Origin of the sequence: Polaribacter filamentus, assembly GCF_002943715.1 — a bacterium.
GTDB lineage: Bacteria > Bacteroidota > Bacteroidia > Flavobacteriales > Flavobacteriaceae > Polaribacter > Polaribacter filamentus.
Genome location: NZ_MQUA01000013.1, coordinates 1024006 through 1041557, shown reverse-complemented (window position 1 = coordinate 1041557; position 17552 = coordinate 1024006). Strand labels below are relative to the sequence as shown.

The 17552-nt window shown below is 27.6% G+C and carries 17 protein-coding genes; 9 read left to right on the top strand and 8 right to left on the bottom strand.

Features of this window, described 5'->3' with window-relative positions:
- Positions 1–683: 683 nt before the first annotated feature.
- The 3 genes from BST83_RS06880 to BST83_RS06870 are packed head-to-tail and all read right to left on the bottom strand — an operon-like array spanning position 684 to position 2966.
- Positions 684–1745, bottom strand: a complete 1062-nt coding sequence (locus BST83_RS06880) for a serine hydrolase domain-containing protein (protein WP_104809144.1) — start codon at positions 1743–1745, stop codon at positions 684–686.
- Between the two features lie 23 nt (positions 1746–1768).
- Positions 1769–2233 (bottom strand): hypothetical protein, encoded by a 465-nt coding sequence (locus tag BST83_RS06875; protein WP_104809143.1) that lies wholly within the window; start codon positions 2231–2233, stop codon positions 1769–1771.
- A 55-nt stretch (positions 2234–2288) separates the two neighbouring features.
- Positions 2289–2966: a CPBP family intramembrane glutamic endopeptidase gene (locus tag BST83_RS06870; protein ID WP_104809142.1), complete on the bottom strand. Its 678-nt coding sequence runs from the start codon at positions 2964–2966 to the stop codon at positions 2289–2291.
- A 263-nt stretch (positions 2967–3229) separates the two neighbouring features.
- Here BST83_RS06870 and BST83_RS06865 point away from each other — a divergent pair, with 263 nt between their 5' ends.
- Complete coding sequence (locus BST83_RS06865) at positions 3230–4120, top strand: sensor histidine kinase (protein ID WP_104809141.1); 891 nt, start codon at positions 3230–3232, stop codon at positions 4118–4120.
- On the top strand, positions 4117–4827 hold the full coding sequence (locus BST83_RS06860) for a LytR/AlgR family response regulator transcription factor (RefSeq protein ID WP_104809140.1): 711 nt from the start codon (positions 4117–4119) through the stop codon (positions 4825–4827). Before BST83_RS06865 ends, BST83_RS06860 begins: the two co-directional genes overlap by 4 nt.
- 916 nt (positions 4828–5743) lie before the next feature.
- Here the strand turns inward: BST83_RS06860 and BST83_RS06855 are convergent.
- Together BST83_RS06855 and BST83_RS06850 are read right to left on the bottom strand one after the other, a co-directional pair.
- Positions 5744–6442: a LytR/AlgR family response regulator transcription factor gene (locus BST83_RS06855; protein ID WP_104809139.1), complete on the bottom strand. Its 699-nt coding sequence runs from the start codon at positions 6440–6442 to the stop codon at positions 5744–5746.
- Between the two features lies 1 nt (position 6443).
- On the bottom strand, positions 6444–7421 hold the full coding sequence (locus tag BST83_RS06850) for a sensor histidine kinase (RefSeq protein ID WP_104809138.1): 978 nt from the start codon (positions 7419–7421) through the stop codon (positions 6444–6446).
- 217 nt (positions 7422–7638) lie between these two features.
- Between BST83_RS06850 and BST83_RS06845 the strand changes: the two genes are divergently transcribed.
- The 6 genes from BST83_RS06845 (at position 7639) to BST83_RS06815 (ending at position 15041) form a co-directional block, all read left to right on the top strand.
- Positions 7639–8961: a serine hydrolase domain-containing protein gene (locus tag BST83_RS06845; protein ID WP_104809137.1), complete on the top strand. Its 1323-nt coding sequence runs from the start codon at positions 7639–7641 to the stop codon at positions 8959–8961.
- A 4-nt stretch (positions 8962–8965) separates the two neighbouring features.
- Positions 8966–9829 (top strand): ABC transporter ATP-binding protein, encoded by an 864-nt coding sequence (locus BST83_RS06840; RefSeq protein WP_104810812.1) that lies wholly within the window; start codon positions 8966–8968, stop codon positions 9827–9829.
- 26 nt (positions 9830–9855) lie between these two features.
- Positions 9856–11403, top strand: a complete 1548-nt coding sequence (locus tag BST83_RS06835) for a hypothetical protein (protein WP_104809136.1) — start codon at positions 9856–9858, stop codon at positions 11401–11403.
- Positions 11404–12022: 619 nt separating this feature from the next.
- On the top strand, positions 12023–12631 hold the full coding sequence (locus BST83_RS06830; protein ID WP_104809135.1) for a hypothetical protein: 609 nt from the start codon (positions 12023–12025) through the stop codon (positions 12629–12631).
- A gap of 1079 nt (positions 12632–13710) precedes the next feature.
- A complete protein-coding gene (locus BST83_RS06820) occupies positions 13711–14634 on the top strand; it encodes a DUF4932 domain-containing protein (protein ID WP_240614681.1) in 924 nt (307 codons plus the stop codon).
- A 194-nt stretch (positions 14635–14828) separates the two neighbouring features.
- A complete protein-coding gene (locus tag BST83_RS06815) occupies positions 14829–15041 on the top strand; it encodes a hypothetical protein (RefSeq protein ID WP_104809132.1) in 213 nt (70 codons plus the stop codon).
- Here the strand turns inward: BST83_RS06815 and BST83_RS06810 are convergent.
- Positions 15019–15375 carry a hypothetical protein gene (locus BST83_RS06810; RefSeq protein ID WP_104809131.1) on the bottom strand — a complete coding sequence of 119 codons (357 nt, stop codon included), beginning with the start codon at positions 15373–15375 and terminating at the stop codon, positions 15019–15021. The genes BST83_RS06815 and BST83_RS06810 overlap by 23 nt on opposite strands.
- Before the next feature lie 56 nt (positions 15376–15431).
- Here BST83_RS06810 and BST83_RS06805 point away from each other — a divergent pair, with 56 nt between their 5' ends.
- Complete coding sequence (locus BST83_RS06805) at positions 15432–15971, top strand: hypothetical protein (RefSeq protein WP_104809130.1); 540 nt, start codon at positions 15432–15434, stop codon at positions 15969–15971.
- A 99-nt stretch (positions 15972–16070) separates the two neighbouring features.
- Here the strand turns inward: BST83_RS06805 and BST83_RS06800 are convergent, their stop codons facing one another.
- Together BST83_RS06800 and BST83_RS06795 are read right to left on the bottom strand one after the other, a co-directional pair.
- Entirely contained in the window at positions 16071–16511 is a 441-nt protein-coding gene (locus BST83_RS06800) for a hypothetical protein (RefSeq protein ID WP_104809129.1), read from the bottom strand.
- Between the two features lie 14 nt (positions 16512–16525).
- Positions 16526–17428: an IS1595 family transposase gene (locus tag BST83_RS06795; protein ID WP_104808686.1), complete on the bottom strand. Its 903-nt coding sequence runs from the start codon at positions 17426–17428 to the stop codon at positions 16526–16528.
- Positions 17429–17552 lie beyond the last annotated feature (124 nt).

Sequence of the window (17552 nt, the reverse complement as noted above, 5' to 3'; positions counted from 1 at the left end):
TTGTTTGGGGGTGTTTTACAATTCGTCAACAAGTATTCATTAAACTTGTTTATAAATCCCATATTTAGAAAAACTAAAGATAATTCTTCAAATACGTTATTATAAGAAACTTCAGAACTATAAATTTGTAACTATAATTAGTCGTTATGTAAAATTGCCGCTCGCAAACGCTCGATTGCTTTTTAAAAATAATTATCCTGTCGCAGTAATTTTTTTAAACACAATTATCCATCGCTTACCAACGCCAAAAAAAAGCTAACCTTTTAGATTCGTTTTAAACTTTACGTTGGCGAGGATATTCTCGTTAAATTTTTTTCCACGAGCTTTTCGTTAGATTGCCACAAGAGTATAAAATTTCCCAACCGCTAAATCCTTTCTTAAATTTCTATACACTTGTTATATCTATAGCTCCGATTAAACTTCTTTTTCATATTTCATTATCTTTTGTATTGAAACAAAAGAAACAAAAATTCAAGACTGCATATAATTTTGGAAAGAATTACGGTTCGTTACGCTATATTTTAGGAAACAGGCTAACTTTTTTAAGACTGCTCTTAGAGGTATTTAAAATTATAACTCTTAAGGGTATCTATTACTAGACCCCTAAAATATGGACGCTCCACTCACCTATTGTTTTTACCAAAATTAGTATGAGGTCAAGTTAAACTTCATTGACTAATTTTTTAATTGTTAAGTGCCAGTATTGCTAATTTAATTGCAGTTTTTCGTGGGCGATTGCAAGTGCAATTCGATAGTACAGCAACAAAAATATCTTTTCTAGGAATATATAGCGAAAATGTAAGATACCCTGAAACAGCACCACCATGTAATATTACTTTATTATTTTTTATATTGTTTATATCCCAACCATATCCATATCCCGTTAACTCCCCATTATTCAATTTGTATGAGCTATGTGCCTTATCTAAAGTTGATTTAGATACAATTTTGTCATTAAATATTGCGTTATTCCATTTATACAAATCATCTACTGTTGATATTAATGATCCTGCAGCATATGGATTAGACATATCTATAAAGTTAGCGTTTTTGTACCTCCCTTCCTGTTTTTGGTATCCTTTTGCACGGTTTTTTACTAAATCTGAAGTTGATTCATAAAAAGAATTATTCATCCCTAAAGGTTTGAAAAAATTCTCATCGATATATTCCGAATATTTCTTTCCCGACACAATCTCAATGATGTATCCCAAAAGAATATACCCTGAATTATTATATTTAAATTTTTCTCCTGGAATAAAATCCATAGGCTCATTTTTAAAGAAATCAACCTTTTCTTTTGGAGTAAAATGCCTTTTTCTCAATTCAGCCGTCCAAGTTTTCATACTTGTTAAATTTTTGATGCCAGATGTGTGGGTAAGTAAATGTTCAATTGTTATACTATGCCCTTGTGTTGGGTAATCCTTAATGTATTTGGTAATATCATCTTGTAAATCAAGTTTTCCATCTTCCATTAGCTTTAGAATTGCGGAAGCTGTAAATTGCTTAGTGATTGAGCCAATTCTTAAAATGTTTTCTGGAGTCATTTTAACATCTAATTCCATATCAGCCATTCCAAATGCTTTTCTGTACAATACTTCACCGTCTTTAACTACTATAGCGATTCCTCCTGATCCGTTTTCCTCAAAAACATCTGACATTAAACTATCTGCTGCATTATTTATTTTTTGGGCACTTGCTAGAAATGAAACAATTAAAGCAAGTATTGTGAATTTTATTTTTATCATCTTAATTTTATTTAGTTTTATACTTAATATTTTATTTCAAATTTTAATTGTTTTCCTTTTTCCTTAACTTTTAGGTCCAACCCTGTTCCAACAGCGAGTCCAAATCCAAATCCTATGGGTAGTCCTATTCCAATAAAAGCCATATTACCCATAATAACTCCAATCGCTATTCCTATTGGAACACCCAAAGCACCAATTCCAAAGGCTAACCATTTATTTCTATAATAATTTTTTGTAACTAATTTAAGTTCATTCTTTAGAAGTTTTAGAATTTTTGATTGCTCACTTTTTAATTGTTTTCCTAACTTTTTATCAAAGTCGGATAATGAATTCATTGTATCGATAGCATTATTTAAAGAATGTTTAATTTCAATATTTAATACCATATCTCTTAATTCAGATATGAGTTCTTGAAATTGAAGATATTTCTTATTCAATCTACTTTTTTGAGCTAAATCTGGTCTTTTATTTAAATATTTAATTTTCATTTGTTGTCAGTTTATTCAATGAGAAATGCAGGTTATTGATTTTAATTTATCAAAATTAAAACATAGACATAGTGTTCAATATAATATGAGCAATAATTACAGGCCATAAATTCCTGCCAAACTTCACATATGCAATTCCCATAATAATACCAATTAATGCTACTGTAACAGAACGTTCAGAAAAATCATACGAATGTCTAAATCCCCAAATACAAGCCTGAATAGCAATTGCAATTGCTGTTTTAAATCGTAAGTTCCCCATTAAGCCTTCTAACCAAGTAATAAGAAATGCACGTTCTAACAATTCTTCTAAAGCAGATTGTATCCACACAAAAAATAAAACGATACTAAAATTGATATAATTTACATCTTTAACTGAAGCGTGTAAACCTGTATTTTCATTTGGAGTTGTACTATTAAAAAAAGAAAATGAATCTGCAATAAATTTAAATGTAAGAATGGTAATAATTATAGTTATAAATATGATTCCTGATTTTAAAAGTGTTTTGGGTATACTTTTGGGTTTTCGCAATCCAATAGATTTCCAAGTAATTCCTCTTCTTCTCATTTGCAAAGTTGCTAGAACTAAAGTAGTCCCAGAATACAAAAAACCTGTGACTAGATAATGTGTATTTGGTATAGAGGTTTCTCTAATCAAAAACATAATGGCTATGTAAATGATTAAATCGAATGCAAAATGTATTGGCTTATTTATTTTAATACTTTCTTCCATAATTAATGGCGTTTAATTATATTTTCAGCAAACTTATCTTCAATATTATAAAGTTGAAAAAAAATATGACTAACTGTGCTGTTTTCATTTTATAAACACAATTAAAACGCACAACATATAGTTGAACATTAAAACAATATTGTTTGTGTCAATAAAAGAGGTGTTTGTCATTTCATATTTTTATATCATAATATTTACGTATTATTGGTTGATATGAAACAATGGATTGCACTTAATTTTAATATTCTATATTTATTACAGCGATGTTAGAATCTCAAAAAAACATATGGTTAATTATTGTATTTTCAGAGTTTATTGTGTTTTTACTGGTATATATTTACTTAAAATTTAGAAACAGAAATAATATTAATGAAGATGAAAATATCATTAAAAAATGGGGGTTGCTACGTTTTTGTTTTCGAATGTTTTTTATTGCAGTTACTGTACTTTTAGTAGTTACCGTTATAAAGGAATACAGCTTTATAGAAGACATTTTAGATCCTTCTTATTTTATTCTCTTATTTGTATTTTTAATAGATCTTTTAATCCATCATATTAACACTACAGTCCGATTAAAAAATGAGCAAACACAAGCAGAATTATTGCATTTAAGAAGTCAGTTAAATCCACATTTCTTTTTTAATACGCTAAATAACCTATATGGATTGACCATAAAAAACTCTAAGCAAGCTCCTGAAGTAATTTTAAAACTATCTGAAATGATGCGTTATACCATTTATCAAGGTGAAAAAAGCAGTGTTACCATAAAAAATGAAATAACGTATTTAGAAAACTACATAGAGTTACACAAAATAAGATATAAAAAGTCCGTTTTAATCACTTTTAATCAGGATATTGATAAAACTTTAACCATTGCACCTTTGTTGTTTATTAATCTCTTAGAAAATGCTTTTAAGCATGGCGTAGAAACTTTAGAGGAAGATGCTTTCATCAAAATTAATTTAACTAACGATGCTAAAATCATCTATTTTTCTATTGAAAATAATTTTGATGAAACAAAGAAAAACCAACCTAAAGGTATTGGACTAACAAATTTAAAAAGAAGGTTATCTTTACTTTATCCAAAAAAACATACACTAGAATTCACACGTCAAAGCAATATTTATAATGTGACATTAACAATTTCTCTATGAACACATATATTATCATTGATGATGAGCCAATAGCGCATGAAATTATAGAAGAATATTGTAATATGCTGCCTCATTTAAAATTAGAAAAAAACTGCTATAACGCCAAGGAAGCGATACTTTTTTTAAATGAAAACACGATAGATTTCATGTTTTTAGATATCAATATGCCTAAATTAAGTGGCTTAGATTTTTTGAGAACATTAACCAATCCACCAAAAGTAATTATAACCACTGCTTATGAAGAATTTGCTTTAGAAGGGTTTGATTTAAGCGTAAACGATTATCTGTTAAAGCCTTTTAGTTTTGATCGTTTAATGAAAGCCATTAATAAAGTAATTACTAATGATAATCATTCGCCTAAAAAGGAAGGTATTACAGAAGTAGATTCCAGTTCCAGAAAACAGAAATTCTTTGTAAAAGGAGATAAAAAGCATTATTATATTGATGCTAATGAAATTCTATTTATTGAAGCTTATGGTAATTATACTAAATTGTTTTTAAAAAATGAAATGATTATAAGTAATGAGAAAATTTCTTATTATGAAATTTTTTTAAAATCTAAAAACTTCATAAGAACACATAAATCTTTTATTGTTCCATTGGATAAAATAAGACTTATTGAAGGTAATAGGATTCAAATAGAAAATCATAGTATTCCAATAGGACTTACGTATAAAAGTACTATTAGTAAACTATATAATAATTAATCCCATTCCATACACATTCCCACTTCACTCCTATCGTCGCTTCGGGCAAAGCGTATTCCATTACATTTTTAAATAAACTTTTTAGAAGAAAAAAATTAAAAAAAAATTGATATAATAACTTCGCTTTTACCAAAGCAAAGTTACATAACGCAGAACATTATAGTACAAATGTATTGTTTAGTTAATAAGAGTGGTTTATCCATTTGATAGCTATAATGTAGTATTATGTAAAATATCCCAGAAGCATTCGTTTTCATTAGAATAATTGGAACTTTGGTCATTAAACTAATAAGCGGTTTGCTTCGCAGCGTTTAAAAAACATTTGTATCTATAATTAGTCGTTATGTAAAATAGCCGCTACCAAGCGCTCGATTGTTTTATAAAATCAAATTGCTCTGGCAATTTATTTTACACACAATTATCCAACGCTTGCCACCGCCAAAATAAAAGCTAACTTTTTTCATCTTAATAAAAATCGCGTATTCGATAAAATGTACGTAATAAAAAATTTTAGACGATTATCGTAAGCTTGCCACAAGAGCATAAATTTTAAGAAATCGAGTTTTTACGAGATTCACGAACACCATTAAAATTTTTGCAAATAATTAAATAAGTGAGTAAAAATAAAATTCTATGCACTTGTTATATTTAGAACTTCAATTAATCATTTTTTCGTGTTTCATAATCTTTTGTCTTGAAACAAAAGAAACAAAAATTCAAGGCTGCATATAATTTTGGAAACAATTAACGGCTCATTCGCTATATTTTAGACTATTTGGCGTTAAGAAAATGTACGGTGTACATTTTTAACAAAATACGATTTGAAGTTGTATTTCATTCGAATCATCCACAGGATAATTCTCTTGAAATAGCCTATTATTTTAGCCAAAAGTTCTATGAGGTCTTTTCAGTAATATTAAATTTTATCCAACACAGCTTTCCTGTAAGATTTCCCAATTGGTAATTTGGTATCATTTTGAAGTACAATTTGGTTTCCATCAATTAACTTCAACTCATTAAAGTTTATTACAAATGACTTATGAATCCTCATAAAGCTATTTGGAAGTTTTTCTAAAAAATCAGAAAGTGTTTGAGATGTTAAAATCATTTTATCTGTAAAAATTTTGATAAAATTCCCATAGGCTTCAATATGACAAATTTCTTCAAAATTGATTTTAATAATTTTCTTGTCGCTTTTTACAAATATTGATTTTGAAATCTCTTCTTTTACACCTTCAGTTGTTTCTAGTTTTATAACAGGTTTATGCTGCACTTTATTTACTGCCTGTAAAAAGCGTTCTAAAGAAAACGGTTTTAACAAATAATCGGTTACAGACAATTCAAATCCTTCAACAGCAAATTCAGGATATGCCGTTGTAATAATTACATTTTGCTTTTGTTGCATAGTTTTTAACAAACTTAAACCAGAAAGCTTTGGCATATTAATGTCTAGAAATAAAATATCAACTGGTTTTTCTTGCAAAACCTCCATTACTTCAAAAGCATTTTTACAAGAAGCTATCAATTCTAAATTTGGAATTTCTTCAATATAATTTTCTAGAATTTGACGCGCAATTGGCTCATCGTCTGCTATAATGCATTGTAGGTTTTTCATATTATAAATTAAGAATTAATTCAACAATATAAGAATCATTATTCTTATTTATAGTTAACTTATGTTTCTCTGGATACATTAAGGCTAAACGTTTTTTAGCATTTTGTAAACCAATACCACTTTTCCCTTTTTCTAAATCATTATTATCTTTTGAATTTAGAGTTTCAATAGTGTTTTTACTTGTAAAAAATAATTTATCATCTTGCTCTTTAATTGTAACAATCACTTCTTTTTTTTCTTTATTAAACCCTAAGTGTTTAAAAGCATTCTCAACAAAAACAATAAGTAACATTGGTGCTATTTTTTTTGATGATAAATTGCCTGATTTTTCTAATTGAATTGTTGTTGTATCTTCTAATCTTATTTTTTCTAAAAAAATATAATTCTCTAAATAAATAATTTCTTTTTCCAACGAAACAAACGTTTCTTTTGTTTCATATAAACTATACCGTAATAAATCGGATAGTTTTAACATTAAATTGGGTAGTTTATCAGATTTTATAACAGATAAACCATACAAATTATTTAATGTATTAAATAAAAAATGCGGATTTAATTGTGCTTTCAACAACTTTAATTCGGCTTCTTTTTCTTGTTGACGTCTTGTAAAACTGTCTTTTGCCAATTTTATAGAGGAGGCAAAAACTAAAGCCAAAATCATTATTCCAAAGAAATTAACAAACATTCTCAATTCAAAAGCTTGCTCGGTAAATATATTAACAAGTATTACAGAAATTATAGTAAAAAGTATTGTGTTTAAAACAAAAAACAGAAAAAATAAGAGGTGCTTATTTCTAAAGTAAGGAAGAATTAAAAGGTTGTTTATATATACTGCTGGCGCTAATAAAAGTATAATAAATAAAGCAGCTACTACTCTATCTCCATTAGATATTGTAGTTAATAATATCAAAAAAAAGAAAACCCATATAAAGAGGTTTTGAATAATCTTATTATCTATCCAAGAATCTAATTTCGACATTTTTAATGGTTTTATTAATCTACTCAAAAGTAGTAATTCATCAAGAATCTACCATTTTTTACTGACGAAAACTGCTTATTGATATGTAAACAACTCTTTTTTACTGATAACAAGGGTTTTTAGCCTTTGTCATTTTAAGAAACACGCTTGTCATTCTTTTTTTATAGTAGTGAATAATTGTAAGAGTTTTGAATCAAACTTTAAAGCAAATTAAATTATGAAAACTCTACAACACATTACAATCGTACTTTTATTACTTATTCAAAGTGTATCATTTGCACAAGAAAACAAACTAGATATTATTAAGCAAAAATTTGACCCTTTGTTAAAAGAACAAAATAAAGGTATTGCAATTCTTATCAAAAAAGACAATCAAATAAAAACATTAAGTCTAGGTAATTTTAATTTAAATGAAAACCATGTTTTTAATATAGGTAGTGCCACCAAAACCTTTACTGCAATTCTATTTCTTCAAGAACTAGAAAAAGGACATTTAAAATTAACCGATAGTATAGGAACTTACCTATCACCAATTACTAATGTTGATGGTAAATTAACCATTGAAGCCTTATTAACACATGAAAGTGGTTTAGATGAAATCATTGGAAAAAATCTACAAGAAATTTTCTACGCTAAAAAGTATTCATTGTACAATGAATACTTATTAAATCAAGTTGAAAAGAACAATCCAAAAATGATTGGAAAATTTGATTATTGCAATACTAATTACTTCATTTTAGGAAAAATTATTGAAAAAGTTACTGATCAAAGTTATTTTGATTTATTGAGAGAACGCATCATCATTCCTTTAAAAATGAATAACACCTATCCTTATGTGCATAAAAATTTACCAAATTTAGCTACACCATTTCATGAAGGAAAAGATGTAACAGCTTATTTAGACTATCGTTACTTTGCAAATATTGCTTATGCGGCTGGTAGTATTGCCTCTACGTTAACTGATATGGAACTATTTTATAGATCTCTTTTTGAAACGGAAACGCTTCTAAAAAAAGAAACAGTAAAACTAATGTTAACATCTGGTAATGAAACTTACGGTTACGGAATTTTTAAAGAACAGTACAATGGAAAAAAATATTATGAACACGGCGGAAATAATATAGGCTACTCTTTTAGAAATACATATAATCTGGAAACTAAAAATTTATTTTTATCATTTACAAATTCTCATAGAATGCCTTTAGGAAAATCGTTAAAAAATGATTTGCTTTCTTATTTAAACAATGAAGACATTGAAGGATTTAATGCCGTTAGTATTTCTGATTTTAAAGAAATAACAGGTAAATATTTATTAAAAGAAGCAAACTTAATTTTTGAAATAACACAAGAAAAGGACAAACTATTTTTAATCGTAGAAGCGCAAGGCGTAAAAAGTGAATTGACTCAAAAAAATGAAACAACGCTTATTGATACAGTCGTTGGAGCAACTTTAACTAAAATAGAAGGCTCTACCGATAGTTTAGCATTTAGCCAAAATGGGTTTACAACTACCATCGATAAAATTAAAGCTAAAAACTAAACTTATGAAACTAGATATTCAAAATGTATCTAAACGATACAATAGAAACAAATATGGGTTAAAAGACTTCTTTATCACCATAGAAAAAGGCATATTAGGTTTGTTAGGTCCAAACGGTGCTGGAAAATCTACTTTATTAAAAATGATAGCTACTGTTAGCAAACCCACAGATGGAATCATTTCATTAAATAAAAACAACATTGCTAAAGACCCTAATTATATGCGAAAGCAATTAGGTTTTTTACCACAAGATTTTGGTGTATATCCAAACTTGAATGCCTACGAGTTTTTAGAGTATATGGCAGCAATGAAGGGTGTTGGTGGAAATAATTTGAAACCCAGAATTACACAATTGCTAGAAGGCTTAAACCTAATTGATGCTGCAAAAAAACCAATAGGTAGTTATTCTGGAGGAATGAAACAACGTGTTGGTATTGCACAAGTATTATTAAACAGTCCAAAAATTATAATTTTTGATGAGCCAACTGTTGGTTTAGACCCAGAAGAACGTGTACGTTTTCGAAATTTAATTTCTGACTTAGCAAATGATTCTATTGTTATTCTCTCTTCACACATCGTTTCAGATATCGACACTATTGCTGATAAAGTGGCAATAATGAAAAATGGCGAATTACTTTCTCATGGAAATCAAGAAGAAATTATACTCCAAATAAAAGATAAAGTGTTTGAAACCATAATTTCAAAAGAACAACTAACATCCTTTAAAACTTCTAAAATAGTAGTTAGTACTTCTCGTAAAAAAAGTCAATTATTAGTGAGATATATTGCTGATAAGCCTGTTGAAAATTCAAATAAAAAAGAAGCGAATTTGGAAGATGCATATTTATACTTAACAAAAATCAATTAAGTCTTTTCTCAATAAAATTTTAAATTATGAAATCATTTATTACTATTATAAAATTAGACTATTTACAACGTACAAGAAGTTATACTTTTTTAGTTACATTATGTGCCAGTTTAGCAATTGCATATACATTTGTACCTGAGCCTAATGCTACCTATTCAACAATTAGAATTGCAGATTATGTTGGGTATTATAATTCGGCTTGGTTTGGCTATGTTACAGCAATTATGACGAGTATTTTTTTATCGCTTATTGGTTTTTATTTAGTTAATAGTAGTATTAAAACAGATATAGATACTAAAGTAGGTCAAATTATAGCTGCTACTAAAATTAATAACTTCAAGTATTTGTTTTCTAAAATAATAAGTAATTTTTTACTCTTGCTGACAATCATTTTAGTAGTTTTTATAATGAGTATTATACTCTTTTTTCTATACAATGATGATTATGCATTAGAGATATTTCAATTTATAAAACCTTATGCACTCATCACAATTCCTGCTATGTTTTTAATTTCAATTTTTGCTGTCGTTTTTGAAATGTTTTTAGGAAAATATTCAGTAGTACAAAATGTCATTTTCTTCTTTATCTTTTGCTCTCTAATGTTGTTTTCGCCTAAAACAGAAACTCAATTTTCGTTTGATATATTTGGAAGCAAAATTGTAATGCATCAATTAGAAGAAAGCGTTCAAAAAATCACAAACACAAACGAAAGTACTGATTTGGCAATTGGTTATGTTCTAGGAAATGTCGAAAAGGCTAATAAATTTCAATTTGATGGAATAGATTTTCCAATTTCATTTATAATAAGTCGTTTTATTTGGATTGTTTTAGGCATACTTCTAATATTTATCGTTTCTCCTTTCTTTCATAGATTTAATATAAAAGAACGCACTTATGCTAAGAAAGAATCTAGTATTAATAATCTACAAAGTATTGTAAATGATATTAGTTTGTTAAGTTTACCTAAGGCTCAAATAAATTATAACATCTTTCCTTTATTAAGAACCGAATTTTTATTACTCTTTAGAAAAGGGAAAAGATGGCTTTGGTTTATAAATATTGTTGTTATGATATTACTTGCTATTCTTCCTTTAAAAATAGCACATCAAATAGTATTACCCATTCTATGGTTTTTACAGGTTAGTCGATTATCAGTATTAACAACAAAAGAGCTGGATTATAATGTTCAGTATTTTGTTTTCACATCAAATAAACCTATTAGTAGATTGTTGTTTGCGCAGATAGTTTCTGGCATTCTTTTAGTGCTACTATTGGCATTTCCTTTACTAATTCGTTTAGGTATATCATATAATTTCGTAGCAGTAGTCTCAGTACTATTAGGCGGTGTTTTTATTACTCTATTTGCAGCAACATTAGGTATCTTATCAAAAGGAAAAAAACTTTTTGAGGTACTGTTTTTTATAATTACATACGCAAATATTAACGGAATCATTTTTGCAGATTATTTTGGAGGCTACATTCATAATTCATTCTATTTAATTCGGCTTGCTATCCTTATTTTGCTTTTAGGTAGTATAAGTGCTTTTATGAAGAAATATGAACTAGACAAATAATCGGTATTTTTCCATTTCATACACATTCCCACTTCACTCCTATCGTCGTTTCGGGCAAAGCGTATTCCATTAACATTGTAGAAGAAACTTTTTAGAATAAATTTTTTAAAGAACCTGTAGTAATAACTTTCGCTTTTATCCAAAGCTCAAGTTACATAACGCAGAACATTATAGTACATTTTATGCAAAAAAGTATTTTATTATTAATACACAATTATCCATCGCTTAGCAGCGACAAAATAAAAGACCCCATTTTAGCTAAGTTTAAAAAATCGCGTATTCGATAAAATGTACGTAATAAAAAAATTTACGCGATTCCCGTGCATTGCTTCAAGAGTATAAAATTTAAGAATTATAAATTACATTCTAGAAAGAACATTTAATAAATTTTATTTCTAGATAACTTTAAAGTATCTTACCAAAATAAGAGCTAAAATCTTTATTTAATTTATAATTAATAGATTTTAAAACAAGGTATATGAACGTTGTATAATAAGGTTTGAGTTTATAACTTTCGCTAGTAAAAGGTTTTATTATCCAGTGATATTTAACCAATAACACATACTTTTGTTATTATATAACCAGTTGTGTTTAATGCAAAACGAACATTCAGAATAATATGAAAATTTGGAAAATATTAATTTTAAGTTTATCAATTTCCGTGATTTATGGGCAAAATGAACAATCTGAAAAATTAGGAATCGGATTTGCTATTGCTGAAAATCCTTATTTTTATGAAGATATGTCACATCCGAAAGATATCTTCTCAAATAGTGAATTAACGAACGAAATTCAGACAACTAAAATATTTCCGTTTTTCTACAAACCTGATTATGGACTTTATCATTTTATCTGTCTTGAAAAAAATAGTAAATATTTCAAAATACTAATTAACGATTCGGAAATTGGATTTATTCCAAATAATGGAAAATATATTTTTAAAACCTGGGAAACAATATTAATGTCTGCTTCAGTTGAACGAATTGACAAACAAAATTTAATTAGAAATAGTCCAAAAGGAACAGATGAAAATACAATTACGAACAATTGTGAATACGAAACTCTGAAAGTGACAGATATAATTGAACGAAATGGAGAATTCTGGCTTGAAATTACTTTTGCGGAAAATTGCGAAGCTTATCCAACTGAAAACACTAAACTAAAAACTGGATGGATTAAATGGAGAAATTCGGAAATTTTATTAGTCCGAATTCAATTACTATGTTAGAAAGCACTAAACACAACACCGTATATAATTTATTGCTGGCTTTTTGCTTACTTATGAAAGTCCTCACGGACTTTCTTGGTCGGTAATTATTTACTAAATTAGTTGCTTGAAACACGCAACAAACCATATACAACAACGTTGCCATTCATTGGCGGAACGAACCCAAATCGAAAACAAAAACATATGAATAAAAGAAATTTTTTATCAATAATTATAATAATCGCAAGTATTTTAAGTATTCTAAATATAGATTTTTCGAATATATCGGAATCAAAACCATTTTGGTCGCTGATTTTATCTTCTATTGTTATTATAGCAACATTAATTTCAATTTTCAACAATAAAAAGGAAAATAACAAAAAACTGAATTGAGTAAAGCAAAACTGAATTATATCATGAGTTCAAAACTCATTAAAATTTTAATCTCATTCTGAATTTGCTTACTCAAGCAGAATTGAAAAATATTACGAAATAAACTCTGAATGAATTTACTCAAGTAAAACAAATCGAAAAAAAAACATAAAATGAAAAAGTATAGTAAAATGATTTTAATAATAATTGTTGGGCTTTTTTTAATGGAAATATGCTACTATTTTTTTAAAGGAACTTTTTCTCCATTTACTTCAAATTAACATCGATATTTACTGAGAATACAAGAATTTAATCAAATACTTGAAATTGTAAAATAAATTTGACGGATAATTTGAATTCTGAAAAAACAACGAAATGGCAACACCGTATATAATTTATTGCTAGTTCTAGCCTACTTGCGAATGTCCTCGCGGACTTTCTTGGTCGGTAATTATTTACTAAATTAGTTGCTTGAAACACGCAACAAACCATATACAACAACGTTGGCAAACATTAAAAAAAACTGTAACAAACAAGAAAAAGACTAGTCTTTGTAACAAAAAACAATAAAGAAAACATCATTATTAATCAGCCTACTTTTTATAATCACACTTTTTGCTTGTAAAGAAAATAACCGAAAGGAGAATACAATTTCTGAAAAAAGAGAACCAAATAAAGTCATATTCAAAGTTGATGACCGAATAGAAGTTTTAAGAATTGCTTTTAATTTGGCAGTTCAAGACTATATTGACCCAAAAATGCTTCCTTGCGATACGGACTATTCAAAACGTGTAAATAATCACTTTAAGGAATTTAAAAATCATCAACTTATTAAATACATTGACGAATTACCAAACATACATTTCGATTTTGCAACAATAGGTTTAATGTACGAAAATTGTGAATCGTTTGAATTTGAAAATATTTATTCAAAAGAACTTTCAAGTTTTGGAATTACAAAAGGCGAAATAGACTCATTAAAACCACTTTTGGTTGACTTTTATAAAATATCTAATTTTAAAACTTTCTTTAGTGAAAACAAAAAATATTACGGAAATGCTATCGAAAAAATCGAAAAGCAGGTTAATGATGAAAAACTTTTTGATTATGTTTTAAACTTTTTTCAATCGAAAGAACAAGGTTTAGAAATGGAGGTTTTTGTTGAACTAACCAATTCTTCTAATAATAAAGCCATTTCTTTTTATGATAACTACAATCCAAAAAAAAGAGCAACATTGTTAGGAAACATCTGCGAAAAGAAAGATAGTATAACAACTACAAACGAAATTCTGGAATTAGATAATAACAGACGAGGAACTTTATATCACGAAACCTCACATCTTTTTACAGACAAATTATTAGACAAATATATTGGCGAATTAAATCAATACAAATCGCTATGTAAAAATTGTAACGATACGCAAATAAAAGATGAAATTGACCATCTAATTGTTTACCCTTTACAAGAATTATTGTCCTATAGACAATTCGGAAAAGATGATGGACACAGTTTTTATCTAAATAAATGTAAAGATGTAAGAAAAGATATTTACATCAAGTTAAGTGAATATAAACCTGAAAATGGAATTCCGTTTGAGAAAACTTATATGGAATGTATGGAATTAATAAAACAATCAGCATCTGAAAAATAACGATTTGCCAACACCGTATATAATTTATTGCTAGCTTTTTGCTTACTTGCGAAAGTCCTCGCGGACTTTCTTGGTTGGTAATTATTTACTAAATTAGTTGCTTGAAAAACGCAACAAACCATATACAACAACGTTGGCAACAATTAAAAAACCAACAGAGAAGTATAGAAAGTTGTTTGAATTAAAACGACAAAATGGAATATAAGGATATAGAAGTGGATTCTAAACTTGAAAAGTATTTAGAAAAAAGTATAGAAAATATGGAAAAAGAGTTTTCAATTAAGCACTTTAAAAAAATGCTCATTGAAAAAATTAGTGGTCATCCGAAATTACACTATGACGAAAAATATCTTATGTTAGACAAGTATATAACTCATAAATTTGCTAAGAGTATTTTATTTGACTAGTAGTACTATCATTTACAAGAGTTCTAGTGATTAATTTAACATAAGCAGGAAGGACTACTTTTGAAAAACATTTGAATATATCTAATTCAGTGTTTCTTGAATATGGTGAAAGTTCTTCTATAAGTTCCTTAAACTGATTGCTATTTTGAATTAAAGTATAGGAATAATTTGCATTACTTAATGAAATAGGAGTATCTTTTATAAAACTAAAAGAAAATAGAAAATCATATTTTTCACTGTAATAAATATCACCTATAGCTCTGAATTTTTGATAATCTCTACGAGTTTTACAGAATAAAGAGATTTCTTCTTTGGCATTAAATATTTCAGACATAGTTTGAATTTTTAGCTAAATTAGTAAAATGAAAATAGAAACAAAGAAAAAATAAAATGAATAATCAAATTGGCATTGGAATTCTTGTTGGGTTGACTGTAACATCAACAATTTATATTTTACAATCAAATTACTTTACAAAAGTTCAGAAAGTAATTTTAGGAATATTATTTATTTTTCCACCTGCTCAATGGATTTTAGCAATTACAGTTGGTATTTGGAATAGTTATAATAATGCAACTGTAGGTTTTAGAATAGACCAAAACGAAAAGCAAATTGCCGAACTTCAAAATTTCAAAGATAAAGGTATATTGTCAAAAGAGGAATTTAAGGAAAAATCAAAAGCAATAAAACGAAAAAATAATAAAGAAATTTTAATAAACACAAAAGAATATAAATCTCTAAAGAAACTGAATGAATCAGGAATATTAACAGATAAAGAATTTAAACAAAAAATAAAATTACTAAAAAACAGTAAGGCGGAATTTGAAGAAGATAATAACTCTTATGAAGTTTACATTGGAATGTTTATATTATTAATAGTTGTAATATTTATTGTAGGTGGAATTTTAGAGGCAGTAGGTTTGTTAAAATAAATATGAATATGAAAATACTAATAATACTAATCCCAATTATAATACTTTTAGTAAGCACAATAAAATTAGTACAGTTTGAATATTGGTATTACAAACAAATTAATTACAGTTCGGATAGAGAGTTTTATAAACGGAAAAACAAAATAATAAAAGAGACAGAACTATTGAAAGCCAAGATATTCGATAAGCCCAAAGTGAATGGTGTAAAGCCTTTTTATAGTTTTCTAATTCGGATTTGTAACCTCCTTTAGAGAGGAAAATAATACCTTCAAAAGAAATCCTAATTTGATTATCTTGCATTAAGATTAAGTTTTGTTCTTTTAAGTATTGACAAGCAATTTTCAAAGAGTTTTCGTTATCTAAATTATAGTTTGTCACAAATATTGATTTTTTAAGATTAGTGAGAAATTCATAATAATCTTTCTGAAACTTATAGCCAGAAACCTCTTGGTGTAACTGATTAAAATTAAGGCAATAGTTTTGTGATTTTTTAAGAGATTTTAGAATATCATCCAGGTAAGTTATTTCTTTATTTTTCATATAAACTAATTGAGTTATACGCTTAGCGTCTGTTTTATTTGATTTTGATATATTGGTTTACTTTCTACCATTCTATTAATCGTTTTATGAAATATGCTGGTTTTAAATTGAGATCGATTAATTCTAAAACAAAACTCATCAAAGTATGCTTGAATATGCCATTTACTTACATGGGTTGGTATTGCTCTCAACCATGACTTAACTTGCATAATCACAATGTGTAATTGTTTGAAATTAGCACCATTATTACTATATATTTGGTCAATGTCATACATCTCTTTTAAAGGTTGGTAACCTCTCCATTTATCAGTTACTATTTTAGCAGATGTACTTATATGCTCTTCAAATATCGGGGTTAATGATTTTGCAGAATAGTCTTTGATGGATCTGATATAAACTCTTTTAACTTTATTGCCATCTGTTAATTCTACTGCGATAACAGCCTTTTTCTTTTTCGTATCATAACTTCTTCCTTGTTTGCCTTCTTCTTTCCCTCCAACAGTAAATTCATCAACATGGATTAATTTCTCTAAAGGATATTTTTGACTGCTTTTCATTGCTTTACGCACTTTTTGCATGAAATACCACGCTGTTCCTTGGCGAATGCTAAAACGTTTTCCCATTTGAATACTTGAAATACTTTTACTACTTGTACTCATTTCAAAAACCACACAAAAGGCTTTTTGCAATCCAAATTTAACTTTATGAAATAAGGTGTTTGCAGTGGCGCTTTCTACGTGTTGACAGTTATAACAATGGTATCTATAATCTACTTTTTCACAGCCTTTGGTATGACCACATTTCATACAAGTAAATCCATCTTGCCATTTTATTTTGGCTAAATACGCTTTACACGCAGCATCATTTGGTAATTCTTTTATAAAGTTTAGTATATCTTGACCTTCAAATTGTTCCATATCTCTTGTTTTAAAGGTTATAATATACGGAAATTAAATGACTAACTCAATAAACTAATATAGAAAAAAGAATTATATTCACATCGGAAAACAAAGGAAAAAATAACTGTAGCCAATCGAGTAG